This is a genomic window from Microbispora amethystogenes (assembly GCF_016863015.1).
In the GTDB taxonomy this organism is placed as follows: Bacteria; Actinomycetota; Actinomycetes; order Streptosporangiales; family Streptosporangiaceae; genus Microbispora; species Microbispora amethystogenes.
Genome location: NZ_BOOB01000025.1, coordinates 1 through 24,011, shown reverse-complemented (window position 1 = coordinate 24,011; position 24,011 = coordinate 1). Strand labels below are relative to the sequence as shown.

Annotated in this window: 18 protein-coding genes, 1 tRNA gene and 1 pseudogene; 15 read left to right on the top strand and 5 right to left on the bottom strand. The window is 67.2% G+C overall.

Annotated elements, in window-relative coordinates; all coding sequences use genetic code 11:
• The first annotated feature begins 93 nt into the window (after positions 1 to 93).
• The 6 genes and pseudogenes from Mam01_RS36750 to Mam01_RS36745 form a co-directional block, all read left to right on the top strand.
• The gene (locus Mam01_RS36750) at positions 94 to 846 is read left to right on the top strand and encodes a DUF3566 domain-containing protein (protein WP_239101403.1); all 753 of its coding nucleotides are present in this window, start codon (positions 94 to 96) and stop codon (positions 844 to 846) included.
• 156 nt (positions 847 to 1,002) lie between these two features.
• Positions 1,003 to 1,079, top strand: a tRNA-Ile gene (locus tag Mam01_RS17795).
• 123 nt (positions 1,080 to 1,202) lie between these two features.
• Positions 1,203 to 2,153: a hypothetical protein gene (locus tag Mam01_RS17790; RefSeq protein WP_204286442.1), complete on the top strand. Its 951-nt coding sequence runs from the start codon at positions 1,203 to 1,205 to the stop codon at positions 2,151 to 2,153.
• 496 nt (positions 2,154 to 2,649) lie between these two features.
• Positions 2,650 to 3,045, top strand: coding sequence for a hypothetical protein (locus Mam01_RS17785; protein ID WP_204286441.1), 396 nt, complete (start codon positions 2,650 to 2,652; stop codon positions 3,043 to 3,045).
• Positions 3,035 to 3,994, top strand: a complete 960-nt coding sequence (locus Mam01_RS17780; protein ID WP_204286440.1) for a hypothetical protein — start codon at positions 3,035 to 3,037, stop codon at positions 3,992 to 3,994. Before Mam01_RS17785 ends, Mam01_RS17780 begins: the two co-directional genes overlap by 11 nt.
• 462 nt (positions 3,995 to 4,456) lie before the next feature.
• Positions 4,457 to 5,135, top strand: a pseudogene (locus Mam01_RS36745) (transposase); the annotation flags it as partial.
• A 140-nt stretch (positions 5,136 to 5,275) separates the two neighbouring features.
• Here Mam01_RS36745 and Mam01_RS17760 read toward each other — a convergent pair.
• Both Mam01_RS17760 and Mam01_RS17755 read right to left on the bottom strand, forming a co-directional pair.
• Entirely contained in the window at positions 5,276 to 5,482 is a 207-nt protein-coding gene (locus tag Mam01_RS17760) for a helix-turn-helix domain-containing protein (RefSeq protein ID WP_204286437.1), read from the bottom strand.
• Positions 5,479 to 6,474, bottom strand: a complete 996-nt coding sequence (locus Mam01_RS17755) for a DNA-methyltransferase (protein WP_204286436.1) — start codon at positions 6,472 to 6,474, stop codon at positions 5,479 to 5,481. The genes Mam01_RS17760 and Mam01_RS17755 overlap by 4 nt, the downstream gene beginning before the upstream one ends.
• Before the next feature lie 354 nt (positions 6,475 to 6,828).
• Here Mam01_RS17755 and Mam01_RS36740 point away from each other — a divergent pair, with 354 nt between their 5' ends.
• The 9 genes from Mam01_RS36740 (at position 6,829) to Mam01_RS17710 (ending at position 21,274) form a co-directional block, all read left to right on the top strand.
• Entirely contained in the window at positions 6,829 to 8,115 is a 1,287-nt protein-coding gene (locus Mam01_RS36740; RefSeq protein ID WP_239101402.1) for a pilin, read from the top strand.
• Between the two features lie 5 nt (positions 8,116 to 8,120).
• Positions 8,121 to 9,683 (top strand): TrbL/VirB6 family protein, encoded by a 1,563-nt coding sequence (locus Mam01_RS17745; RefSeq protein WP_204286435.1) that lies wholly within the window; start codon positions 8,121 to 8,123, stop codon positions 9,681 to 9,683.
• Complete coding sequence (locus Mam01_RS17740) at positions 9,680 to 10,618, top strand: PrgI family protein (RefSeq protein ID WP_204286434.1); 939 nt, start codon at positions 9,680 to 9,682, stop codon at positions 10,616 to 10,618. The genes Mam01_RS17745 and Mam01_RS17740 overlap by 4 nt, the downstream gene beginning before the upstream one ends.
• Positions 10,615 to 12,375, top strand: coding sequence for a VirB4 family type IV secretion system protein (locus Mam01_RS17735; RefSeq protein WP_204286433.1), 1,761 nt, complete (start codon positions 10,615 to 10,617; stop codon positions 12,373 to 12,375). The genes Mam01_RS17740 and Mam01_RS17735 overlap by 4 nt, the downstream gene beginning before the upstream one ends.
• Entirely contained in the window at positions 12,372 to 14,768 is a 2,397-nt protein-coding gene (locus tag Mam01_RS17730) for a DUF8128 domain-containing protein (RefSeq protein ID WP_204286432.1), read from the top strand. Before Mam01_RS17735 ends, Mam01_RS17730 begins: the two co-directional genes overlap by 4 nt.
• 11 nt (positions 14,769 to 14,779) lie before the next feature.
• On the top strand, positions 14,780 to 15,685 hold the full coding sequence (locus Mam01_RS17725; protein ID WP_204286431.1) for a replication-relaxation family protein: 906 nt from the start codon (positions 14,780 to 14,782) through the stop codon (positions 15,683 to 15,685).
• Positions 15,682 to 16,914: a C40 family peptidase gene (locus Mam01_RS17720; protein ID WP_239101401.1), complete on the top strand. Its 1,233-nt coding sequence runs from the start codon at positions 15,682 to 15,684 to the stop codon at positions 16,912 to 16,914. Before Mam01_RS17725 ends, Mam01_RS17720 begins: the two co-directional genes overlap by 4 nt.
• A gap of 159 nt (positions 16,915 to 17,073) precedes the next feature.
• The gene (locus tag Mam01_RS17715; RefSeq protein WP_204286430.1) at positions 17,074 to 17,427 is read left to right on the top strand and encodes a hypothetical protein; all 354 of its coding nucleotides are present in this window, start codon (positions 17,074 to 17,076) and stop codon (positions 17,425 to 17,427) included.
• Positions 17,428 to 18,043: 616 nt separating this feature from the next.
• Positions 18,044 to 21,274 carry an NACHT domain-containing protein gene (locus Mam01_RS17710; RefSeq protein WP_204286429.1) on the top strand — a complete coding sequence of 1,077 codons (3,231 nt, stop codon included), beginning with the start codon at positions 18,044 to 18,046 and terminating at the stop codon, positions 21,272 to 21,274.
• A 184-nt stretch (positions 21,275 to 21,458) separates the two neighbouring features.
• On the opposite strand, the gene Mam01_RS17705 is transcribed toward Mam01_RS17710, so the two are convergent.
• The 3 genes from Mam01_RS17705 to Mam01_RS17695 all read right to left on the bottom strand — a co-directional run bounded on the left by Mam01_RS17705 (position 21,459) and on the right by Mam01_RS17695 (position 23,724).
• The gene (locus tag Mam01_RS17705) at positions 21,459 to 21,968 is read right to left on the bottom strand and encodes a hypothetical protein (protein ID WP_204286428.1); all 510 of its coding nucleotides are present in this window, start codon (positions 21,966 to 21,968) and stop codon (positions 21,459 to 21,461) included.
• 114 nt (positions 21,969 to 22,082) lie between these two features.
• Positions 22,083 to 23,111 (bottom strand): DUF932 domain-containing protein, encoded by a 1,029-nt coding sequence (locus tag Mam01_RS17700; RefSeq protein ID WP_204286427.1) that lies wholly within the window; start codon positions 23,109 to 23,111, stop codon positions 22,083 to 22,085.
• A gap of 52 nt (positions 23,112 to 23,163) precedes the next feature.
• Positions 23,164 to 23,724, bottom strand: a complete 561-nt coding sequence (locus Mam01_RS17695) for a hypothetical protein (RefSeq protein WP_204286426.1) — start codon at positions 23,722 to 23,724, stop codon at positions 23,164 to 23,166.
• Positions 23,725 to 24,011: the final 287 nt, after the last annotated feature.

Genomic DNA, 24,011 nt, shown 5'->3' with positions numbered 1-24,011 from the left:
GGCGCCCGTCCGGCGGCGTCGTCCTCCAACGGCGTTACCGCGCGGGCACAGGATGGCGGTAGCGTCCCCAGGGTGGGTTCCGAAGGAGATGACGTGACCGCCGCCGACAAGGCGAAGGCCGAAGACACCATGCGCATCCGGACCACGGGCGCCGACCAGCCGTGGAAGCGGCAGGCGACCGCGGCCGGCGCGGCCGAGAACGGCAGGCCCGAGAACGGCAGGCCGGGCAGCGGCGGACCCGACGGCGGCGCCACCGCGCAGTATCCCCGGCCCGCCGGGGTGGCCGCGGCCGCTCCCGTTGTTGACGGTGCCCGGGCGCCTGTGGACAACGGCGCCAAGATGGGCGGCGGGGCCAAGATGGATGGCGGGTCCGTGCGCGGGCTCACCTTCGGCCCCGACGGCGGGGACCGCCCCGAGGCCGCCAAGGGCAAGGACAAGAAGCCCGGAGCCGGCCTCCGCCCGCCGCGCAAGGCCCACCTGGTCCTGCGCCGGGTCGAGCCGTGGTCGGCGATGAAGTTCAGCTTCGTCGTCTCGCTGGTCTGCTTCGTCGTGCTGTTCGTGGCCGTCGCGATCCTGTACGGCGTGCTCTCGGCGCTCGGCGTGTTCTCCTCGATCACCGACACCGTCATGCAGCTCACCACGAGCGGCGGCGTTGCGGGCAAGGGTGTCGGCACCATAGACATTCGTGGCTGGTTCGAGCCGGTCCGCATCCTCGGGTACGCGGCCCTGCTCGGCGCGCTGAACGTCGTCCTCATCACCGCGCTGTCCACCCTCGGCGCCGTGATCTACAACATCTCCGCGGACCTCGTCGGGGGCGTCGAGGTCACCTTCAGCGAAGCCGAGTGATCCACTCGTACGGCGGGCCGCCCCGAGCGGCCGGCCGTACGAGGTGGACACCGCGCTTCGCGGCACGACCACCGGGCCGGACACGGTAAGCTTTTCCTCGTCCGGAAGCGGATTCGCCACCGGAAACCGGATGCGGTAACGTTCGTTGCGCATCGCGGGGCTATAGCTCAGACGGTTAGAGCGCTTCCCTGATAAGGAAGAGGTCCCAGGTTCAAGTCCTGGTAGCCCCACCACGAATCACCAGCTCAGAGGCCAGTCCCCAAGATCCGGGACCTAGCCTTTTGATCGTTTGTTAGTCATTCGTTAGTAGGACCTGCCCCGACCAGGTGACAGAGATCGGTCCAGGTCGACAGCATGTGGTCTGGCAGAAGAAGCCTTTCGGCGACCGAGTGAACTCGTCCTCCGCGGCTGCTGAGCTGGTGATGAATAAGAGGTACGTCCGCCATCTGTTAGCACTGCAGATGACGCAGGTGTCATCAGAGCGGCGGACGGTTGCCTGGAACGTGCGCGGCCGTGCCGCGGGCGAGCTCGGAGCGATGGCGCTCACTTCCAAAGCCACGACAGGTGATCAAATTCAGCAGACTGCCAAGGTCGAGGTCGCTGGGAAGGACAGGGCGCTCAACGCCGAAGAGGGTCTCTCCGCGACCTCGAAGACGACTTTCCCGACGACACCCGCGGCTGGATCCTCGCGGAGAACACCATCCTCAAGCAACGGGTCCTCCATCTCACCGCCGAGAACCGCATCCTCAACGAGCGGCTCCATGGCCGCTCGCTCCAACGCCCGGTTCGCCGACCAGCGCATCGCTGAACTCGAAGTGAGTGACTCCTTGGATCCAGAGCTTAAGCAGCTCCAGCAGGGGCTCCTCAGTTCCTTGGACGTGTTCGAGTTGCCTCGTCAGGCCGCAAAGCGACTTCGGATGGGAGTTGGCCTCGATCTCGAGTCGGTGCGATCGGCACTGAGTGAACACCTCCTGGGCTGCCTTACCGATCTCCAAGATTCCCTCGCTTTCATGGAGGAGAACTTCACCAGTGACGACGTGATCTCAGGTGATGCGATCCGGCGCTTGCAGCTCGACGACGGAGACGTGGAAGCGTTCTTCAAGCCCGAGGTAATGCGCAGCCGGTCCGTCCCCTACTCCATGGACGACGTCACGTCATGGATCGCGAGAGCCACTGCGTTGGAGAACATAGCCGACAGGCACGCGCTCTTCACCGAGTTCGCGGCCATCGAGGATTGCTTCGAGAACATTGAAAGGGGGGCCCGGCAAGCGGTCTGGAGCATTGACGAGCAGGCGAACTTGCGCTGAGCGACCTGCCCCACTCCACTGCGGCCAGGCTAAAGACTACGACTTCAGCGCCTTCAGGCCGATCATGCCCGCCGCCATCGCGAACGTGAACTACATGTGTGGCACATGAACACCCAGGTCACATGGACGAGGCATTCAGCAAAGTCGGCGTCGAGGCGGAGCGAGTGCCTAGAGGAGTCCCTTGCCCTTCAGCTAATCCCCCCACTCGGCGACCACGTCCTCGGCGAGCTGCACGGCATCGTAGTCGGTGCCGTTGGAGGCGATCTCTCAGCGGTGCTCGGCCGTTGCCCGCGCGCTGGAGGTTGACGGCTTGGCCGCGGCGGGACTTCCCGGGAACTCGACCCGGGTCTCGAGGGGCGGCAGGAACACCGTGACGTGCTGCCGGGTGACTGCGGTGGAGAGGTCGCCGGTCCTGCTTCGGGTGAGCGTGAGGTGCTAGATGCCGTTGCACAAATCCAGGGCTGCGACGGGAGCAAATCGGGTCTACCGTCAGATCATGCTCATGGTGTGGGCGGCCTTGTGGGGCTGGGCGGGAGGGCTGTGCGTGGAGGCCCTGGAGCTGTACGCGCGGATCAAGCGAGCGCGCCGATGGTCCTGGAAACGGCCGATGCCGCAGGGTGCATCGGCGTACTGGACCTCGGTGGCGATCAGGTCGGGGGTGGGCGCGCTGATCGCGGCAGCGGCGGCGGCCAGCGGGCAGGTGAGCGGGGCATTCGCCGCGCTCGGGCTCGGCGTGGCCGCACCGCTGGTGGTGGAGAAGCTCACCAGACTCGTGCCGGCTCCCCAGAGCAATGGCACCGATCCTCAGAGTCTCATTCCGCACCCTGGCAACCGAGCTCAGGTGCCCCCCGGCAACCGCGCCCAGGAGGGAGCCCAGTTTGATGCGAGCTGAGCCCTCCTTCGTGAGTCGGCTGCTAGCCGCTCTGGCTCGCCGTGACGACGACATCGCCGCCCCGGCCGGGTGGACAGAGCCGGTTGACAGCGGCGGCTCATTCGGGCGGCGTCTGCTGGGCGCGCTGGCCCGCTGGGACGTCGAGCCCGAAGGCTTTCAGCCCCAAGGCACTGTAGCGGCCGGCGGGAACGTGCCCGCCGACAGCCCGCAGGACCGATCGAGCCCGCCCGAGACGGAGGACCGGCATCCCCTCGGGCGGGAGGAACGCCGAGTCCACCGAGAGTCGGTGACAACCGCCGAGGTGTATAGCGAGCCGTTGCTCACCCCGGCCCAATCCTCCACCCAGCCGGCCGCCGAGCCCGCCACGGTACGGCTGTTCGTTGCGGCGGACATCGAGGACTACAGCAGGTTTCGCGCTGACATGGACGCGTTGCGCGCCCAGCAGCGGCTGGTGGATCTTCTGGCTGCGGCCCGCCGCCGGGCCGGCATCGATGAGTCTCGCGTCGAGCTGCAGGAGCAGGGCGACGGCCAGTTCGCGGTCCTGCCGCCAGCCATCGATGAGGTCCAGGTCGTCCCTAACCTGATCCGCGCGTTGCGTCAGGAACTGCGCCAACTCAACGCTGGCCTTAGCGCCCGCGAGAGGCTACGGCTGCGAGTCGCCATAGGCCGAGGAAGCGTCCGGCGCGGCAGGAGCGGGTACACGGGCAGCTCCGTCCTCGCGGCGTACCGCATGCTCAACGTCCCGTCGGTGCGCGCGGCGCTGTCCGCCGAGGATGTGGCCATGCTCGGCATCACCCTGTCGCAGTCGGTCTACGAGGCCGTTGTCGCCGAAGGCGGCACCCAGCTGGATCCGGCCGACTTCCGGCAGGTCACCATAGGTTTTCCGGAGAAGGGGTTTGAGGAAACCGCCTGGATGTTGGTGCCACGGCCGCTTGCGATACCCCAGTGAGCAACTGGAGGCACATTGGCCAGATGCCAGTCACCGCTCCTGCCATGGAGTCGGCGGATCTGCGCCTCGGTGCTACCCGATAGTGCTCGCCGACCAGCCGCTGTCAGCCGCCCAAGGGGTGAACGAGCACAGTGCAGCGCGGTGCCGGTTTCAAGTGCGGCCGCCCATGTGCTTCACGCGGCCTCGAACAAAGCCGGGTTGACCAGAGCACGTGGCTGCACCCGGCCCTTCCCGTACCGGCCGCCTACCGCCAGCGGTGTAGCTGAGACCTTAGGTCGTACTCGCGGTGTCGTGTCGTGGTTAGCGTCCACGGGAGTGGTGTAGGAGTGATCTTCCGTAGTGGTAGGACGGGGGAGATCCATGTGACAAGAGACGGCCACTTCGTAATCCTTCGATTCGCTATAAACACGAAGGGGACGAAGTGGCCGTCAATTAAATTGTGCCCACTGCCGGGACTAATTCGACGAGACTCTCGCCGCCGCGAGCCCGGACCTGCTGCGCACCATGATTCGCGAGCTCGCGCAGCGGATGATGGATGCCGAGGTGGAGCCGCTGTGCGGGGCCGGGTACGGCGAGGTCAGCAGGGAGCGGGTCAACCGCCGCAACGGTTACCGGAGCCGGGAGTGGGACACCCGGGCCGGCACCGTCGAGCTGGCCATTCCCCGCCTGCGGTAGGGGTCGTACTTCCCGGACTTCCTGCTGCACAAGCGCCGCCGGGCCGAGCGGGCGCTGACCTCGGTAGTGGCCACCTCCTATCTGTTGGGCGTCTCGACGTGGCGGGCGGAGAAGCTGGCCGAGTCGATGGGCATCACCAAGCTGTTCAAGTCGTAGGTGTCGAAGATGGCCGCCGAGCTCGATGAGCTGGTGGTCTCCTTCTGGTCCCGGCCGCTGGACGGCGGTCCGTACACCTTCGTGCGGATCGAGACGCTCAAGCAGAAGGTGTGCGAGGGCGGCCGGACGATCAACGTGCTCTGCCTGATCGCCACCGGCGTCAACGCCGACGACAGTGGGAGATCCTCGGATTGGACGTCGTCTCCTCCGAGGACGGGGCTGGCTGGCGTCCTGCTGGTGACCTCCGACTGCCACGCCGGGCTGCGGGATGTGATCGCCGCCACCCCTGCCCGGTGCCGCCTCGCGGTGCGGTGCACTGACGAGGTCTGGGCGCCGGAAGGTCGGCAGACGTGGCGTTGATGGCGGCGGGCACTTCGATGAACGCGACCGTGAACGAGCGGAGAGCCCAGTGGGCGCATCCACACAGAGCGGAATGCGGCCGCGGCATCTTCACTGCATATCACCGTCAAGAAGTCTCAGTAGGTCTGGCGTAGACACGCGGTAGAGGTCGCCGATGCGGATGGTTCGGACGGGGAACTCATCCTTCTTGGCCAGCTCGTAGGCCTTGGTGCGGCCGATGCCGAGGATCCGGGCGGCGGTCATGAGGTCGAGCGTCGGCGGGAGGTCCTGCAGGTCCCGGAGGGTGATGTCCTTCATTCGATGCCTCCTGCCGCTGCCGATGCCTCGCGGATCCGCGCTACCGCGAGTTTGCAGTAGTCCGGGTTGAGTTCGATGCCGATGAACTGCCGGTCGAGTTGCCGGGCGGCAAGGGCCGTTGTTGCCGCTCCGGAAAAGGGGTCCAGGACGGTGCCGCCGGGGCGGCAGCCGGCGGCAATGGCGCGGAGCGGGATGTCGATGGGGAACGGGGCGAAGTGGGCGCCCCGGTAGGGCCTGGTGGAGATGGTCCAGACGTCGCCGGGGTTGCGGCCGCTCGGGTTGGCCGCATCGGTGGCGCGTTCGTTGGGGCGGCTGGCGGTGCCTTGCGATGTACCGGCTGACTCCGGGGTGCCGGTTGGTGGCCAGGTCGTCTGGATGGCGTTGGGCTTCGTCCCGCCGCGTCGTGTCCGGCGGGACAGTGATCGGTCGCCGGTGTACTGCTCGCGGATGGCGTCGAGGTCGAACCAGTAGAAGCGCTGCTTGACGAGCAGGAAGATCAGCTCGTAGCGGGTGGAGAGCCGGTCCAGGGCCGACTGCGGCATGGCGTTGGGCTTGGACCAGACGATCGCGTTGCGCAGGATCCAACCGTCGCGCTGGAGGGCGAAGGCGACCCGCCAGGGCATGCCGAGCAGGTTCTTGGGCGGCACGACGCGACGGGAACGAGGGCGCACGACCGGCTGCCGCTGGTTGTAGCTGTCGCCGCGGGCGTAGCCGTCGGAGTTGGCGGCGTACATGTCGCCGAGGTTGAGCCAGCAGGTGCCGTCGTTGGCCAGCACCCGCCGGGCCTCCACGAAGGTGGCGCGGAGGTTTTCCACGTAGTCGTCGGGCGTGGGCTCCTGGCCGTACTGGCCGGGGCCGTAGTCCCGAAGCCCGTAGTAGGGCGGGCTGGTCACCAGGCAGTCCACGGAGCGGTCGGGCATCTCGGAGAGCACGTCGCGTGCGTCGCCGAGGTGCAGGGTGGCGTGGTCGTCTCGCCAGTACGGGACCCTCATCACGCCTCCCCCTGCACGGAAAGAGCCCTCATGTGAGGACCGGCCGTGGCCAGCTGGTGAGGGACCTGTCGCCAGGTCGTGCTCGTTACCTTCATTTCTGTTCCGGGGCGGAACTCAGATACGCGCTTCGAGTGCAGCAGCGGCCTCCGGCACCGCTTCGGCGTGAGCCGTTAGCCCTGGTGAAAGCACCTGCGTGCCTCTGGCGTCGCTTTGGCGGACGCCCGCCGACATACCGCAACACCAGACGCCAGAGGCGTGCCGAAGGTGCTGGGGGATGGGCGCCGGAGCCGTGCCAGAGGCGACTCCTACAACCGGGTTCGACGAAGCGAAATCCCTCTCGCCGTGGAGAACCCGATGCCTACGAACCCATCCGACTTGGCCGGCCCGGACCGGTCCCCCTTGGACATCGCCGAGCGCGCCTTCCGAATGCTCGCCTGCGCGCCCAGCAGCCTCGCCGTCGACGGCAGACAGGTCGGGCACGGCCTCCCCCGCCGGCGAATGCTGCTGATCGAGCTGCGGGACGTGCTGATCCACCCCTCCTGCTCGAACGCCGCCCGCGACGCGGTCTGGCGGTTGCTGGTGACGCGGGCCCGGCAGGACGGGCCGCAGTGGATGGTGAGTGCCGTCGGGGTTGCCGTACCGGCACTGCGCGGCATCAGCGGCAGGATCTGCCGCGGCTACGTTGCCGGAGACGCGGAAGACATCGACACCGAGGTCCTGACCGCGTTCATCGAGGCGATCCGTACGGTGAACCTCGGCACCCCGAACGTCTTCCCCCGCATGTGTGCGGTGGCCAGGCGCGCCGGCGAACGTGCGCGGGAGAACGCGGAGGCCGGAGTCGCCCGGCGCTTTCCGCTCCAGGAATCCGCACCCCCTGCCGTCCCCTGGGGACACCCGGACCTCGTCCTCCTAGACGCCGTCGCCAAGGGCGTCATCAGCGAGGTCGACGCCGAACTGATCGGCATGACCCGCCTGGAGAAGCGCACCCTCGCCGACGCCGCCCGGCAGCTCGGCCTGACCACCGAGGCCGCCAAGAAGCGCCGCCAGCGCTGCGAGCCGATCCTCGTCGACGCCGTCCTGAGCGGCGAAGTCGAGGCAGCCACGTCCCTGACGATCTCCTCCGCCGCTCCTAGAGAGGTGGAGAAGGACGTCCCCATGACTTCCGCGCGGAGCCGGAGCTCGGATACGCAACCCGAGACCACCACGAGGAAAGGAGGCCGGGGCAGCCTCACCGGCTCCGCGCGGATCCCTCACCTGCCGGCGCCGCGGAAACCGCGGCGGCACATCGTCCGCGTGCTGCTCGTCGTCGGCATCGCGGTGGCAATCGTTGCCGTCCTCGTTGCCGCGGCTGTGGCCGACGGCGGCAACGCGATTGCCACGATTCACGCCGCTGCTCCGCCGACCCGGCCGGACCAGCTCGAGAAGGTCTTCACTAACCTGCGGAACTGGATCGTCGGGCTGCTCGCCACGCTGGCGACGCTCATGTTCACCATCGGCGGCCTGCGCTACCTGGTCGCCGGCGGGGACCCCGGGGAGGTCCAGAAAGCCAAGGTCGCTTTCAAGGCCGCCGCTCTCGGTTACGCCCTGGCCGTGCTGGCGCCGTTGTTCGTCAACGTGCTCAAGCACGTCGTCGGCGGGTGACGGCGATGCCCATCGAGATTCTTATCCACATCCTGTGGACAAATCCCTCGCCCGCCCCGACGCCTGAACTGCCGCCCCTCCCGAGCGGCACCACCGGGATCAGCTTCGGCATCGGCGACTGGATCACCAACCAGATCAACGCCTGGTTCGCCGACCTCGTCGGATCCGCGATCAAGCCGCTGCTGGACGCCCTGGCCGCCACCCTCCTGGCCACGCCGAGCATCGACGGCCAGACACGGATCGAGGATCTGTGGCACGTGACCCTGGTCATCGCGAACGGATCCTTCATCCTGTTCGCCACCGTCGGCGGGATCCTGGCCATGAGCTACGAGACCGTCCAGACCAGGTACGCGATCAAAGAGATCCTGCCCCGACTCGTCGTGGCCTTCCTGGGCGCCAACGCCAGCTTCCTGCTGGCAAGCAAGGCCATCGATCTCGGCAACGCGATCGCCCAAGCGCTGCTCGGTCAGGGCTTCGACGCGCGCAGGGCGGCCAACGCGATCCGCCTGCTGGTCCTGCTGCCCGACGCATCGCCGATTTTCTACATCCTGCTCGCCCTGGTGGCCGTGGTGCTGCTCGTGGTGTTGCTCATCACGTTCGTGCTGCGGGTGGCCCTCACGACCCTGCTGGTCGTCGCGGCCCCGCTGGCCCTCGCGTGTCACGCCCTGCCGCAGACCGACGGCCTGGCACGGCTGTGGTGGCGGGTCTTCACCGGGCTGCTGCTCATCCAGATCTGTCAGTCCCTCACGCTCGTCACGGCCGTACGGGTCTTCTTCAACCAGGACGGCCGCGAGGTCATGGGGCTGACCGGCCGGGGCCCGCTCTACAACCTGCTCCTCGCCCTCGTCCTGCTGATCATCCTGGTACGCATCCCCACCTGGGTCTCACGCGCCATGTTCCTGCCCGCCGGCCGCGGGCTCGGCCTGGTCCGCATCGTCAAGTACGCCGTGGCCTACAAGCTCACCAGCCCGCTCCTCAACGTCCTGCACCTCCGGAAGGGCGCCAAGGCCGGCACGGCACGTCGCGCGGCGACCACGGCAATAGCCACGAGGGCCCTGCCCGCCCTGGTGGCAGGCCCTGCCGGTACGGTTGCCGCGTCCACTGCCACTGCGGCAACCGCCGCTGCCGCAGCCCGCGGAGGTGCCGGACCGGCCAAGCATGCCCCGGTCTTCGCCCGGCGCCCGGTCAACCCAGCCAACTGGCAGCCGTCAGTCGTCAAACACGCTCCCAGCGCCCCACCGGTCCAGGGCAAGTACCGTCCGACGCCCGCGCCCTCACGCCCGGTTCCGCCGTCCACTCCCGTCTTCGGCTACCCGCGCGACAACTACTACGCCGCCGGGCCCGCCGGGCTCAACCAGATGTACCGGCTGCGGAACGCGGGAACCAGCTCACCGCCTCCCCCACGCCAGACGGTCGTCCGGCCAGCGGCACCCAGACGACCGGTGCAGCCGATCGTGCCCCCGGACGCTCCCGTCCCGGGCTCCGTGGACTGGCCCGAGAACCCCGGACGACGTAAGCCACCACCTCGTCGCCGTACGCGCGGGCAGCGAGGAGGTGAGGGACGATGAGCTGGAGCGAAGTCGTCCGCATCCCCGCCGACGTGGAACAGCCCGACCGGATCGTCTGGGGGCTCACCGCTCGGCAGGCGGCGATCCTCGCCGTCACCGGTGCGGCTCTCTACCTCAGCTACACGATGCTCGGTGAGCGGCTCCCTCTCGCCGTCTTCGCGGCGATCGCCCTGCCGATGGCGGTGCTGGGAATCCTGCTGGCCGTCGCCACCCACGACGGCGGCAGCCTCGACCGGTTCCTCCTCGCCGCTCTCCGGTATCACCGGTCGGCGAAGCACCTGGTGCCAGCGCCCGGCGTGGCCGCACCGCCGCCCGCCTGGATCGCGGCCAGTCGCGGCCCCGTCCCGGCACCGCTCAGACTGCCGGCGCGCGGAGTGACGGAAGACGGCCTGATCGACCTCGGGCCGGACGGAATCGTCGCGGTCGCCGAGGTCTCCACGGTCAGCTTCGCACTACGGACCCCGGACGAGCAGGACGGGCTGGTCGCCGCCTTCGGACGCTGGCTGAACTCGCTGTCCGAGCGAGTGCAGATCCTGGTCCGCGCCGAGCGCGTCGACCTCGCCACGACGATCGGCGCTCTCGAGGAGCGCATCCCCCTGCTCCCTGACCCGGCGCTGGCTCATGCCGCCCGCGAGCACGCCATGTTCCTGACGGACCTGGCCACCCGTCACGAGCTGTTGAGGCGACAGGTCCTGCTGGTGATCCGTGAACCCGCCGTCGGCGCCAACGGCACGACCGCGGCCGCGGCTCGCGCCTATCGCCGCCTGGCCGAGGCGGCCCGGCTTCTGGGTGCGTGCGGGCTCGCCGTACGGCCGCTGGACGCCGCAGCCGTCGGCGCGCTGCTGGCCTCCTGCTTCGACCCGATGGCCCCGCCCCTGCTCGCGGACCTGCTCGCCCACCCCGACCAACTGATCAGCAGGGGAGACCGCCGATGAAGCTCCGCCTCCGCCGTACGCCTGCTCCGCCCTCGCGCCTCGGACCGGAATCGATCCAGGTCCGGCCTCGCTGCCTGCACCTGGCTGACGGCTTCTGCGCCACGTTCGTCGTCACGGGATTCCCCCGCGAGGTCGCCCCCGGATGGCTGGAGCCGCTGCTGGCATACCCCGGCCGGCTCGACGTCTCCGTGCACATCGACCCGCTGCCCTCCCTGGTCGCTGCCGACCGGCTCCGAAAGCAACTCGCCCGCCTGGAATCAGGGCTTCGCTCCGACCAGGAGCACGGACGGCTCATAGATCCGGGCACGGAGGCCGCGGCTGAGGACGCCCAGGAACTGGCGTCGAGGATCGCGCGCGGCCAGGCCAAGCTCTTCCGCACCGCCATCTACCTGACCGTCCACGCCGGAAGCGAGCAGGAGCTCGATGACGCATGCGCCCAGGTTCGTGCGCTGGCCGCCTCGCTCCTTCTGGACGCCCGGCTGGCCACCTTCCGGCAGATGCAGGGCTGGATCAGCAGCCTGCCGTTCGCGTACGACAACGTGGGCATGCGCCGGACGTTCGACACGCCGGCCCTGGCCGCGGCGTTCCCCTTCACGAGCCCGGACCTCACCGCGGAGCTCGGTCCTACGGCCGTGCTGTACGGCGCCAACACCGCCAGCTCGTCCCTGGTCGCCTGGGACCGATTCGCCCAGGACAACCACAACTCCGTGATCCTCGCCCGGTCCGGAGCGGGTAAGTCGTACCTCGCCAAGCTGGAGGCCCTGCGCTCCCTCTACATGGGCGTCGAAGTCGCGGTCATCGATCCCGAGGACGAGTACGCCCGGCTGTGCTCCGCCGTCGGCGGCGCGTACATCCATCTCGGCGCACCCAAGGTGCGGCTGAACCCCTTCGACCTGCCACCCAGGAGCCAGCGGGACAGCGACCCGCTCGCCCGGCGCGCGCTGTTCCTGCACACCCTGATCAGCCTCATGCTCGGCGAGCCGCTGGACAAGGGGAGCAAGGCGGCGCTCGACCGCGCCATCATCGCCGCCTACCGCAGGGCCGGGATCACCTTCGAGCCCCGCACCTGGAACCGCCGCCCGCCACTCCTGGGAGATCTGGTAACCGCACTTACCGATGACGCCGACCCCAAAGCGAAGGACCTGGCCGCCGGGCTCGCGCCGTACGTCACGGGAAGCCATCGCCAGCTTTTCGACGGCCCGACCACCACCCGGCCCGACTCCCACCTGATCGTCTTCTCCCTTCGCGATCTGCCAGAGGAGCTGAAGGCGGTCGGGACGCTGCTGACGCTGGACGCCGTCTGGCGTCGCGTCTCCGATCCCCACGACCGGCGGCCTCGTCTCGTCGTGGTCGACGAAGCCTGGCTCCTGATGCGGGACCCCGAAGGTGCCCGGTTCCTCCTGCGCATGGCCAAGGCCGCCCGCAAGCACTGGGCCGGGCTCTCGGTAGTCACCCAGGACGCCGGCGACCTCCTCAGCTCGGAGATCGGCCAGGCGATCATCGCCAACTCCACCACCCAGATCCTGCTCAAGCAGGCACCTCAGGCGATCGACAAGGTCGTCGCCGCCTTCCAGCTCTCCGAGGGAGAGCGCCAGCTCCTGCTGTCTGCCGAACGCGGGACCGGCCTGCTCACCGCTGGTGCCGGTGCTCAGCGCGTGCCCCTGCAAGTGATCGCCAGCCAGCGCGAGCACGACCTCGTGACCTCATCGCCCCAGGAACTGTCCCGCACCGACTACGACGAGGAGAACTACCTGTGATCGAGGACCTCATCACCGACCCGTCCGCCCTCCTGAGCACGGCGTATGCCTGGCTGGAGACGCACGTGTGGCACGTCATCGCCTTCCTGGTCGGCCTGGACGTCGGGCAGCTTCTGGTCGGGCAGGCCCTGGTGCGTCTCCGCCACCGGCCCTGGTCCCGCGGCTCCCGCTGCGTCGAGATCCTCGCGCCGCCCGTCGCCGACATGCCGGGCGCCGAGGCCCTGTGGGGCAACCTCATCGGCCTGCTCCGCCCGGCCTGGAAGCGTGTGCTGTTCGGGCAACCACACCTGGCTTTCGAGTACGTCTTCGGAGTCGGCGGCGTGACCATCAGGCTCTGGGTGCCGGGGGTCATCCCCCAGCACCTGGTGGAGCACGCCATCGAGGCCGCCTGGCCGTCCGCGCGTACCGAAGTGCGGGAAGCGGCGCCGCCTGTGCCCCTCACCGGCCTGTCGTACGGCGGACAGCTAAAGATCGCCCGCACCGAGCGGCTCCCCATCCGGCACGACCACAACACCGACCCGATCCGGGCACTCGTCGGCGCGGCCGTCGGCATGCCCTCGTGGCAGCGCGCCGCGGTGCAGATCCTCGCCCGGCCGGCGACCGGCCGCCGCCTCACCAGCACGTTCAACGGCGGACCGGCCGGGCTGGTGCGGGCCGTTCTCGACCTGCTGACTCCCGGACCAGCGCACCAGCAGCTGCATCCCCAGCATCTTCGCCAGTACCTGAAGGCTCGGGCGGCCCAGCTGGAGGAGTCGGCAGAGGCTCGCGCCATCAGGGACAAGGCACTCCAGCCGCGTTACGTCGTCGCGGTCCGCTACGCCGTACAAGCCGATCTGCCGACCAGCGGCGACGAGCCGGCGCGGAAAGCGGCGCGGGCAGCCAGACGGAACGCCATCCGAGGGCGAGCACACGCGATCGCTTCGGCGTTCGCCCTGTTCTCCGGGCACAACCGGCTCGAACGGCAACACCTGCCCCTGGCGGCCGCGCAGCTCGCGGGACGGCGCCTCGGCAGGGGATTCCTGCTCTCCCTGCCCGAGCTCGCGGGACTCGCCCACCTTCCGCTCGACGTCGCGGTGCCGGGGCTCCAACGGGCCGGCGCCAACAGCGTTCCGCCCTCACCGCAGATCGCGTACGGCGGGGAGCACGCGAAGGTGCTCGGCCGCTCCAACACCGGGCACGAACGGCCGGTCGCCCTGCGCGTCGCCGATTCCTTCCATCACGTGCACGTCCTCGGCCCGAACGGCACCGGGAAGTCGACGCTGCTCGCCCAGATGATCCTCTCCGACATCGAGGCCGGACGTGGAACCGCGGTGATCGAGGCGAAAGGCGACCTGATCAACGATCTGCTGGGACTGATCCCCGAATCCGCCGCCGACAAGGTCGTTCTGATCGACCCCGACGACCGGCACGCTCGCCCGTCGCTCAACGTCCTCGGCGGTGCCGAGCTGGACCGGGGCGTGGACAACCTCGTCGGCATCTTCCACAAGATCTACGCCGACTATTGGGGGCCTCGCACCGACGACATCCTGCGGGGTTGCTCTCTGACCCTGGCCGCGCACGGTGGCACCCTGGCCGACGTTCCCACACTGCTCATCGACGCCGAATTCCGGCGCCGTCTCGTGGCCGGCGTGCGTGACCCGCTCCTTCTCGGCTTCTGGCAGTGGTACGAGAGCCTGTCCGACTCCGCCCGGGCCCACGTCACCAGCCCGATCATGAACAAGCTGCGGGCCTTCCTGCTCCGGCCGTTCGTTCGCGATGTCCTCGGCTCCGCCCGATCGACCTTCGACGTCGGCGACGTGCTGGACGGCGGAATCCTGCTCGTGCGGCTTCCCAAGGGAGTGCTCGGCGACGACAGCGCCCGGCTCCTCGGTTCCATGGTGCTCGCGCAGATCTGGCAGGCCGCGTCGCACCGAGCCAAGCTCGGCAAGCAGCGTTCGCCGGCCGCGCTCTACGTCGACGAGGCGCACAACTTCCTCACGCTGCCGCACGCGCTCAGCGACATGCTCGCAGAGGCCCGGGCATACCGGCTTTCGCTGGTGATCGCCCATCAGCACCTGGCCCAGCTGCCGCGGGAGCTCCGCCAGGCCATCTCCTCCGACGCGCGCAACAAGATCTACTTCTCGTTGTCCCCGGAGGACGCCCGGGAGGTCGAGCACCACTTCACTCCCTACCTGCGTGCGCACGACCTCGCCAACCTCGGGGCCTATGAGGCCGCCGCCCGCCTCATGTCGCGGTCCTCCGAGGCGCCCCCCTTCACGCTGCGCACCCGGCCGCTGCCCGAACCCTCACGCGAGGTCGAGCGCGTCATCAGGGCCGCGGCTGCCAAGGCCCACGGGCGCACCTCGACCACATCGCCCACGGTCCGCCGGGACGACCCCCGGCTCCAGCACTGAAGGAGAAGCAGATGTCTGTCACCCGATTCACTCCGGCGGTTCTGGCCCAGCTCGCTGCCCGGCTCACGTCCCGGGACCGCGAGTTGCTGCGGATGGTCAGGAGCCAGCGCGTCCTGACTTCGACACAGATCGCCCAGATCGCCTTCGACACGGACGACGCCGCACGGAAGCGCCTGCTCGCCCTGAACCACATGGGCGTGCTCGACCGCTTCCGGCCCAACCTGCCGCCGGGCATGGGCACGGCGCCGTACCACTACGTCCTCGGCCCCGCCGGGGCAGCCGTGCTCGCTTCGGAGGACGGCGTGGATCCGAGCAGCTCGGGCTACCGCCGAGAGCGCGTGCTGTCCATCGCCTACAGCCAGCGTCTCGCGCACACCGTCGGGACCAACGGCTTCGGAGCCGAACTGCGGGCCTTCGCGCGGCGCTACGAGGACGCTGAACTGCTCGACTGGTGGCCTGAGGACCGTTGCACCTCCCTCTGGGGCGACACCGTCCGGCCCGACGCGTACGGCCGATGGCGGCAGGGCGAGTACACCGTCGACTTCTTCCTCGAGTACGACACCGGCAGCGAACCGCTGGACCGCGTCGTACGCAAGCTCGACGGATATGCGGCCCTGAGCAAGGCCACTCGGGTCATCACCCCCGTCCTCTTCTGGGTCCAGGGAGAGCGGCGCGAGGTGAATCTCCGGCGCAAGCTCGTGCAGCACCCGGCGAACACCTACGTGCCGATCGCAACCGGCAACCCGTCCGTGCTCGTCGGGCCCGTGAACGACGGTCCCGCGGGAGAGAAGTGGCTGCCCTCGGACGCTGAGGGGCCTCGCCTCCGTCTGGCGGGCCTGGCACTGCACTGGCCCGGCTTGGGACCGCGTAAGGCCGCCCCGCCGCCGGACAACCCGCCGCAGGAGGACGACGAATGATCGTCGAGACCGGGCTGGGGGCCAAGGCCGTGATCGCTGGAGGAGGCATCGTGTCAGGTATCGCCTTGATCGCCGGAATGGCCGGCGGCGCCAAAGTCGCGGCTACCTCCGGCGTTACGACAGCGTTCTGCTCGCAGGTCCAGCCGAGCACCACGCCGGTAGCGGCCGACCTGACCAGGGAGCAGGCGACGAACGCACGCACCATCCTGGACACGGCGAACTCCATGAAGCTCCCCCGCCGCGCCGCGGTTATCGGCATTGCGGCGGCTCTGCAGGAGTCGGGCCTGAAGAACGACGTGGTTGGGGACCACGGGACGTCCTTCGGCCTCTTCCAGCAGCGCCCCGTCAGCGGGTGGGGGACCAAGGGCCAGGTGACCGTCCCCCGCAACGCGGCACAGGCGTTCTTCTCACGGCTGGCCAAGGTGCCCAACTGGTCGTCGCTGCCGCTCACCGAGGCGGCCGCGATCGTTCAACGGCCTCGGGAGGATCTGCGCGGCGAGTACGCGAAGCAGGAGCCTCTCGCCGAGAAGATCGTGGCCCAGTTGGAGCAGCGGCAGGTCTTCACCAGCAGCACTCGGCAGCTTGGCCTGTCACCGCGAGAACTGGAGGACATCCGGATCAGCGTCCAAGCCGCCGCCTCGCTCGGGGCTCCGCGCGAGGCAATCGTGGCCGATCTTGCCTCCCACCTCGGGCAAGGCGACCGAGACCGCACGGAATCGGAGAGGAGGGCTGAGGAAATCGTCAGTGCGGTTCAGCTGGAGCTGTGCGGCCAGCTGGGTGACCTCTCTGCTGGCATCGACCTCGGAGCCGGCGAAGGGGCAATAGCCGCACAAGCCGCACTCGGTATGCGCGGAGTTCCGTACTCCTGGGGCGGAGGAGGCCCGAACGGGCCGAGCTACGGCATCGGTCGCGGTGCCGGCACCTCGGGGTTCGACTGCTCGGGGCTCGCCGAGTACGCCTGGAGCAAGGCGGGCGTTCGAATCGGCGGTCATACCTCGGTCCAGTGGACCTCGGGCCTTCGCGTACCGCGGTCCCAGATCAGGCCTGGTGACCTGGTCTTCTTCGCGACGAATCCGGCGGATCCATCGACTATCCACCACGTGGGGATCGCGTTGGACGGCATTCGGATGGTCCACGCGCCGTCCACCGGCAGCACCGTCCGGGTGGATACCTGGGCGGGAGACCCGTACCGGGAACGGGAGTTCGCCGGAGCGGTCCGCCCTCGCTGACGCCTCTACCTATCTCGACCTGGGCTGACAGCCCCTCGCAGGTGCCCGCTCGCGGCATCGGTGATCAGCCCGCATCACCACCACGTCACTGCTGAGCCGTCCCCACCACGGCCCAGCAGCGGTCGCCCATTCCCTAAAACACCAGTTCGGAGGTTACTCATGTCCAAAATCATCACGCTCGTCGCCGCCCTGCTCGCCGTCGTCACGGTCGCGTCCCCTGCCGTCGCCGACGGCCCCGGCTGGAGCGACGGCGACAACCGGTACGGCTACGTCGAGGTGAGCGCCGACCGCAAGCACATCACCGTCTGCGACAACTACGCCGACAGCACGTCCGTCTACGCCGAGTACGCCACCACGTACCTGCTCAAGCACACCGTGAAGGACGAGAAGGGCGGGGACCTCGAATGCGGCGAGGACAGTGTCTTCTTCGGGACGATCACCGTCTTTAAGATCTGCTTCCGGTTCAACCACGTCAGCCGCTACTGCAAGAACTCCGTCTGGATCAAGCGATAGCTCAGGCAGCCGCTGCAGGTCGGTCCTGCTAGCTGAGCTGTTGACAGCGGACGAGGAAGAGATGGACCGGCGAGGGGAGCTGCTCCTGAGAGCCGCTCTGAATGGCGACCTCGCCGGTCCGGTGGTTGAAAACCCTCAGAGGAATCCTCGCCCGCCATCGTACGTCCGCGATCTATCCGCTACGGCTCGGAAGAACGACTCTCACCGTGTGCACCCCACCGAAGGACTCCGCACGTCCTCTACCCATCGATCTCGTCGACGGGCCCACCGGCCTGCTCTACCTGATTCCGCACGCGCCGCTCACCCTCGATGACTGCGAAGCGTTGTCCGCGATGCTCGCCGCCCGGGTGGCGACGAAGCGCCCTCCCACGCCAGAGAGTGGAAGAGCGCCAGGTTTGGGCTGCCGCTCGCCGCAGTCCGACGTAGGCTCATGAGCGACCGCTCTCACCGTTTTCTTGGTCGATTGCAGTGAGACAGGTCGGGGCCGGTCCCTCTGGGGCCGGCCCTCTTCGCTGCCACTCGCACCGGGAAGACATCTCCTCCGTCAGCACCACACTGCGAGCGATGATCTCATCATTCTTCTGGCAAACAGGAAAAGTTGCGCCATTATGGGGCCGTGCGGAAGGTGATCAGCTACCGGGACGCGGTCAAGCTGCTCGGTGGCGACGGTCCGATCGCCAAGGCGCTTGAGGCGATCTTCCTGGGGACAGTAGGCGTTGCCACAGCGGGAGGATCTGATCTCGCACTGGGCCTGATAGACGCGAAACTAGAGATCATCCGGTTGAGTCGTGAACTCCTAGGGACAGCACGAGACCAGCTCAACGGACTCGGTCGACACAGCAGGACGCAGCGGCTTGAAGCCGCTCACTCGGTGATTGTCATCGTTGCCTTCTTCGAAGCCCTCGAAGAACTGGACCTTCCGTTTGCTGTCGAGGACCTGGAATTGGCCAGGCATGAGGTTATCTCCATTAGTGAGATGTCCGATCGAAGGGGCGCTATGACCAATGCTGTCCTCAGATCGGAGGTTTACGTACCCGAGGTCCATCGAACTTTCGAGTCGACCTGTAACGTTCTTGAGCAGAAGGTTTACTCGCAGATCACGAAGGCGCTGATCAAGTTTGTAGATGGGCTCGCGATTTGGGAGCGCTTGGACAGGACTCGGCAGGACCGCGCCATGCGGGCGATGACCGACCTGCCGAGGGCTGCGACTATGCACTATCGCGAGCTGTACCGCAGATTGGCATTAGATTTTCCCGAATTCGCCCTTTGGGTGGATCTGGGGCAGCAGGAGGCTACGCGCGTTCTGGTAAAGCGTGGCCTGGCAGATCTGGAGGGCAAGCTTCTCGCCCTCCTTCCGGGTCGTGCGGCGGCTCACCAGGTTGAGAGCATCGTGAGGGCAAATCAGGCGCCCCTCGACGAGCCGATTTATGAAGGTGCTGATCTTCCGGATGGGCTCAGACTTCCGAGACTCGCCGCCGCTTACGTGGACCCGCTCTGCCGAGTGGCGGTGCCGGCTACGGCATCGGACCTCAGCGCCGAGTCCTGGTGGAAGAACGCGCCCCTGTGGGCTGATCTGCCAGCCTTCCTGGCGAGTCACTTGACTTCGCCGCAGGCGACCTATGCGCCACTGGTCGTCCTGGGTCAGCCTGGCGCGGGAAAGTCCGTTCTGACGAAGATCCTTGCTGCCAGGCTTCCCGCCGGGCAGTTCCTGCCGATTCGGGTACCGCTTCGCCACGTCCCAGCGGATGCATCCGTGCAGGAGCAGATAGAGCACGCGATTCACGCGAGGACCCATGAGCGCGTTTACTGGGCGGATCTCGCGCGCTCCGCCAGTGACGATGGTGTGCTTCCGGTGGTGCTTCTCGACGGCTTGGACGAGTTGCTGCAGGCCACAGGAACCCATCGAGCGGACTACCTTTACCAGGTTGCCCGCTTTCAGCGAGAGGAGTTAGCCCAGAACCGCGCCTTGGCGGTTGTGATCACTACCCGCACCGCCGTCGCGGACCGTTGCCGTCTGCCGGAGGGCGTGCTTGCCCTTCGCCTGGAGCCGTTCAACGGCGAGCAGATCGGACGGTGGCTTGATGAATGGAACGCCGTTAACGAGATGTACTTCACCCGTCGAGGACTTCGGCCGATGGCGACCGAAAGCGCCATCGCCCAGCAGGAACTCGCGGTACAGCCGCTACTGCTGTTTATGTTGGCGCTCTACGATGCCGACTCGAACGCCCTTCAGAAAGAGGGCGGGATACTGGCTCGTGCAGAGCTTTACCAGCGGCTACTGACCCGCTTTGCGTCCCGGGAGGTGGCGAAGCGTCGGTCCAACCACTCGGATCGAGCATTTGCCGAGGCCGTCGACCAGGAGCTTCTCCGCCTGGCTATTGTGGCATTTGCGATGCTCAATCGAGGGCGGCAGTGGGTGACAGCCGAGGAGTTGGACCGAGACTTGGCGGCCCTGTTCCCGGAACGCTCAAGAATGGATACTGGGTTTGCCGCAAGTCTTACTCACGCGGAGGAGGTGATCGGACGCTTCTTCTTTGTCCATCAGGCGCAGGCCGAGCAGGACAACAAGGTCCTGAAAACGTACGAATTCCTTCACGCTACCTTCGGAGAATATCTCGTTGCCTTCCTTCTCCACCGTGTACTCGAGCAGCTCCGGACTCAGGCAGGCACAGCTGCGGGGCCGTTGGGGGGCGGTCGGCTTCAAGATGGGCTGCTTTATGCGCTGACGTCATTCACCGTCCTCAGCGCTCGCCGCCCAGTGCTGGACTTCGTGCGCGAGTTGACCTCTGGTAAGGATGGGTATCGCGAGCTGCTGCTTAGACTCTTCCGTGGGAGAGATCATCGCACCGATGAGAACCACGAACGTTATGAGCCCCAGACTCAGACGTCGGTCCGCCGGGACGCCTACTATGGGGTCAATCTGGTTCTGTTGTGCGCTGCGGTCTCTGAGAGCGTCGCTGGACGCGAGCTCTTCGGCTTGGAGAACGGCTCGGACCCAGTCCCAGACTGGCGGGCGTTGGCCTTGCTCTGGAAATCATCGCTGCTGATTGAGGAATGGCGAGACCTGACCAGGAACCTGGTGGTAAGGCGCAGCCAGGGCTACAGGCATCGTGATATGACCTTGTATTTGGCCGGTCCGGAGACCTGGATAATGAACGCCAATGAGCCACTGGCTCCGCCCGCGATGGAGGAGGTATCAGCGGTCAACTTGGGCGTGGAGGCGAACTTCCTGTGCATGGTAGCGCTTGACATCCTTATGCACGGTGCTCAAGGGCTCGAACCAGCGGCCTTCATCGAAGCGGATAGTTCGGTAATGAGCTTGGTCAGCGGATTATGGACAGGTAGGAACGTCGACGCCTACAGTTATGATCTGGCAGGCAAGGCCACAGCTCATCTCCCTGACAAGTCGCATCACCTTTCAAGGACGCTTCAACTACTCAGGACTGACATCGTCAGGATGCCGCTCGACTCGGCGATGTTGCTGCTCAGCTCCCTGAGAGGGCTCACGTCTAAGCCTGATGAGGACGATCTCTTCATCTGCTGCATGCTCGAAGTCGTCGCCCGTCATCCGAAAATCGTGAGCTATCTTTCCTCCCTGCTTTTAGCGGGAGCGAGCGTGTCGAAGGTGCGATGGACCGTTGGACTCCTTGAACTCGGTCTCGGGGATCTCCATCCGCTGTCACAGCCGACGGTGGAACACCTTCTGATGATCGAACGGACCGATCCGCTGCTCTTCCGCCGGGCTCAACGCGTCATTCAGATGGAAGGAGATAGGTACGGCCTGCGGTGGCCTGAGGGGATCGGCAGTGACAGTGACTTACCTCCAGACATGCGACCCTGTGGTTGAGGGGATCACGCCGCATGAACTCAGTGCCAGACCGGAGATGATGCACCGCATCGTGCCACCTCTGCTACGGCAACTGCTGATGCCCGAAATAAGCAGGCCGTTGCACACGATATGCCGCCAGCACAGGCGTAAGCAGATCCAAAGCCTGACTTATCTATGCGGGTGATGCTGGTATGGCGAGCCGTTACGCTGACGAGTCAGGATGACCCGCCTCGTCATTCAGGTAAGCCTGTAGCAAGTTGAAGCCCGGCATGGTGTCGTGTGGGCGGACACCGACGGTGAACACTTCTGGGTCGTCGAAGATGGGTTCCCCGCTGGGGCGTCGGGCGTAGGGCACACGGCCGTAGTCGACGCCGTCGTTCTTGTCGCAGCTCATCCAGGTGATGGCTTCTTGCTCGCCTTCACGAAGAGGATGGTTCGACACCGCGCGCATGGCCACCGTGCTCGGGGGGATGAACACCCACACCTGCGGTACGGCGAGCACCCACCGCGTTGCGCCGATCTCGTGGGCCTTGGCGGCGGCTCGCGTCTCGAAGGCTGCGGCCGTCGCCTCGTCGCGCAGGTAGTCATAGTCGCTGAGCACAAGCCGGCGATCCCCGTCCAGGACGACGATGGCGGGGCAGTCGCGGGCGACGATGCTTTTCTCCAACCGAGAGACGACGTCGTCGAGCAGAGCCGCTGTCTTGTCGTTCATCTCGCACCCCCGGGCAGTCGCCATCTCTGATCCTGCCCGATGAGGTCTCGCTCGGATGCGCAATGTCTCGTACACGGCCCGCACGCGAGTTGGCGGGCCGTACGAGGTGGGCGGTCAGGCGGAGGGGGACAGGACGGGGCGCCCGAGCACCTTCTCCAGCAGCCGGGTGGTCTCACGGTCGAGGTCGTCGACTCCACCGGTGACCGTTCGAAGCGCATTGCGCTCCGCACGGCAGGCGCCGCGGACGGTCTGCTCGTGGTGCACGTAGGTGTTGACGGCCTGCACGACACCCCAGCCCGAGCCGGCCCAGGGCGAGACCCGGTCGTCGTGGCGCCACATCCGGTTGAAGACTTGGCGCTTGTTCTCGGCGAGGCTCCGGGAACGTCCCCGCTCATCGGGCATGGGCGCGAACTCGTCCAGGAAGGCGGCCCACTGGCGATCGCTCACGCTCGTCTCGCACAGCCGCTTGACCTGCTCGGCGAAGTCGTCGGCGACCTGGTAGACGATGTTAAGCGCGTCCCGTGCTTCGTTGAGGCGCAGCTTGGAGTGTTTCGAATGCTTGATCTTCAGCTGCTGGCCGTGCTCGGCGAGGCCGGCGGCCATCGTGTTGTCGCACACCACGTTCGTGACGACTCTCTTGAAGGTGGTCGCCAGAGAGCCGTCGAATGAGGTCGCCCCGATGAGGTGTGGCCGGAACTCGACGCCTTCAGGGGTGGTGATGTTCTCGGGTACCTCCACCGAGACCCAGGCGACCGCTCCCCCCTTGAGCAGCCCGGCAGATCCGATGGACAGGTCATCGTCCAGAAGCCGGGAAATGGTGTTCACCAGCCATTCGACGTACGGGTGCGGCTCGTAGGCGTCGGAGAAGATGCCCATAACGTGGCCGGTGTCGCTGCGGACGATGGCCTGACGCTCGGGGACGGTGGACAAGCCGCCGGTGACGGGGTCTTCGACGTAGATCGGCCGGGACAGGGCCTCCCAGCTGAACAGGCGGCGTCTGACGTCGTCGACGGGAACCGGCCCGGGGTAGTGGTTGGCTTCCTCGTCCTGCATGCTGGCGCGGTAGTGCCAGGCGGTCCCGCGTGCGGCGGTGTAGCCGATCAGGGTGTTGGCGTTCAGCCACTCCAGCGTCTCCTTGGACATGCTCTTTCTCCGTTCGGTGTGTATGAGAAGGGCGGCAGCAGTGGTACGCCGGTCAGCTCGCGCGGTGGCGTACGGCGTCAGCGATGCGTTCGGTGAGCTCGCGGTCGGCGGCGGCGATCTGGATCGTGGCGGTGACGTCGCCGTGGATGGTGAAGGTGCCGGAGGCAGTGCCCAGCCGCCACGAAATGACGGTTGCGCGCTCGTTGTCGATCAACCTCGCGCCCGGCAGCAACGTAATGAGGGTTTCGGCGAGTTGGGCCCGAGTGCCGTCCTGCGTGGCTCTGGCGGCCAGGCGTCCGTGACAAGCGGCCAGGTCGGTCCGGTAGCCGGGCAGGAGGCGCCGATCGATCTTCTTGGCGATGAAGACGGCACCTCGGGCCGCGGTCACGGTGATCTCGTGTCGCCTCTGGTCGGGCAGCACGCTCCTGCTTCCGTCGGGGTAGACGCCGAGCACGCGGATGCGGCCCTGCCGGTTCCACAGCGGCTGGACGACGAGCCGGGCGCCACCGGGACCTACCAGGTAAGCGGGGTGCCCCGCCCGCACGAGCGGTGTGAAGCCGTCGAGATGTTCCGCGACTTCGATCACCAATTCCTCGATCTCCCAAGCGTTCATAGGCACGCTCCTTTCAAGGCGTTGGATTAGCTCAAGGTGGATGTCTCGCCCCGGGAAAAGGGCGTGGAGTATCGACGGGCGGGGATACCGCCGCTAGCCGGTTTCGGCTTACAAATAAATACGGATGGCGGCGAGGTCCGAACGTCCGCCATCACGGCCGCTATCCGCTTTGACCTGCGCTGACGGCGCGTGTGTGACGGGTTTGGTGGCCGATTTGTTTCAGGGCATCGCCCGTCGAGCCGGAATGCTCACGGCTGCTCTTTGTTGCGTAGGTGTTCTTGCTCGGT

Coding starts and splice junctions, on each gene's coding strand:
- Mam01_RS17720 (WP_239101401.1), top strand. CDS start 15,682: ATGATCGTCGAGACCGGGCTGGGGGCCAAGGCCGTGATCGCTGGAGGA.
- Mam01_RS17745 (WP_204286435.1), top strand. CDS start 8,121: ATGCCCATCGAGATTCTTATCCACATCCTGTGGACAAATCCCTCGCCC.
- Mam01_RS17705 (WP_204286428.1), bottom strand. CDS start 21,968: ATGAACGACAAGACAGCGGCTCTGCTCGACGACGTCGTCTCTCGGTTG.
- Mam01_RS17735 (WP_204286433.1), top strand. CDS start 10,615: ATGAAGCTCCGCCTCCGCCGTACGCCTGCTCCGCCCTCGCGCCTCGGA.
- Mam01_RS17695 (WP_204286426.1), bottom strand. CDS start 23,724: ATGAACGCTTGGGAGATCGAGGAATTGGTGATCGAAGTCGCGGAACAT.
- Mam01_RS36740 (WP_239101402.1), top strand. CDS start 6,829: ATGCCTACGAACCCATCCGACTTGGCCGGCCCGGACCGGTCCCCCTTG.
- Mam01_RS17740 (WP_204286434.1), top strand. CDS start 9,680: ATGAGCTGGAGCGAAGTCGTCCGCATCCCCGCCGACGTGGAACAGCCC.
- Mam01_RS17755 (WP_204286436.1), bottom strand. CDS start 6,474: ATGAGGGTCCCGTACTGGCGAGACGACCACGCCACCCTGCACCTCGGC.
- Mam01_RS17760 (WP_204286437.1), bottom strand. CDS start 5,482: ATGAAGGACATCACCCTCCGGGACCTGCAGGACCTCCCGCCGACGCTC.
- Mam01_RS17785 (WP_204286441.1), top strand. CDS start 2,650: ATGCTCATGGTGTGGGCGGCCTTGTGGGGCTGGGCGGGAGGGCTGTGC.
- Mam01_RS17715 (WP_204286430.1), top strand. CDS start 17,074: ATGTCCAAAATCATCACGCTCGTCGCCGCCCTGCTCGCCGTCGTCACG.
- Mam01_RS17780 (WP_204286440.1), top strand. CDS start 3,035: ATGCGAGCTGAGCCCTCCTTCGTGAGTCGGCTGCTAGCCGCTCTGGCT.
- Mam01_RS17725 (WP_204286431.1), top strand. CDS start 14,780: ATGTCTGTCACCCGATTCACTCCGGCGGTTCTGGCCCAGCTCGCTGCC.
- Mam01_RS17700 (WP_204286427.1), bottom strand. CDS start 23,111: ATGTCCAAGGAGACGCTGGAGTGGCTGAACGCCAACACCCTGATCGGC.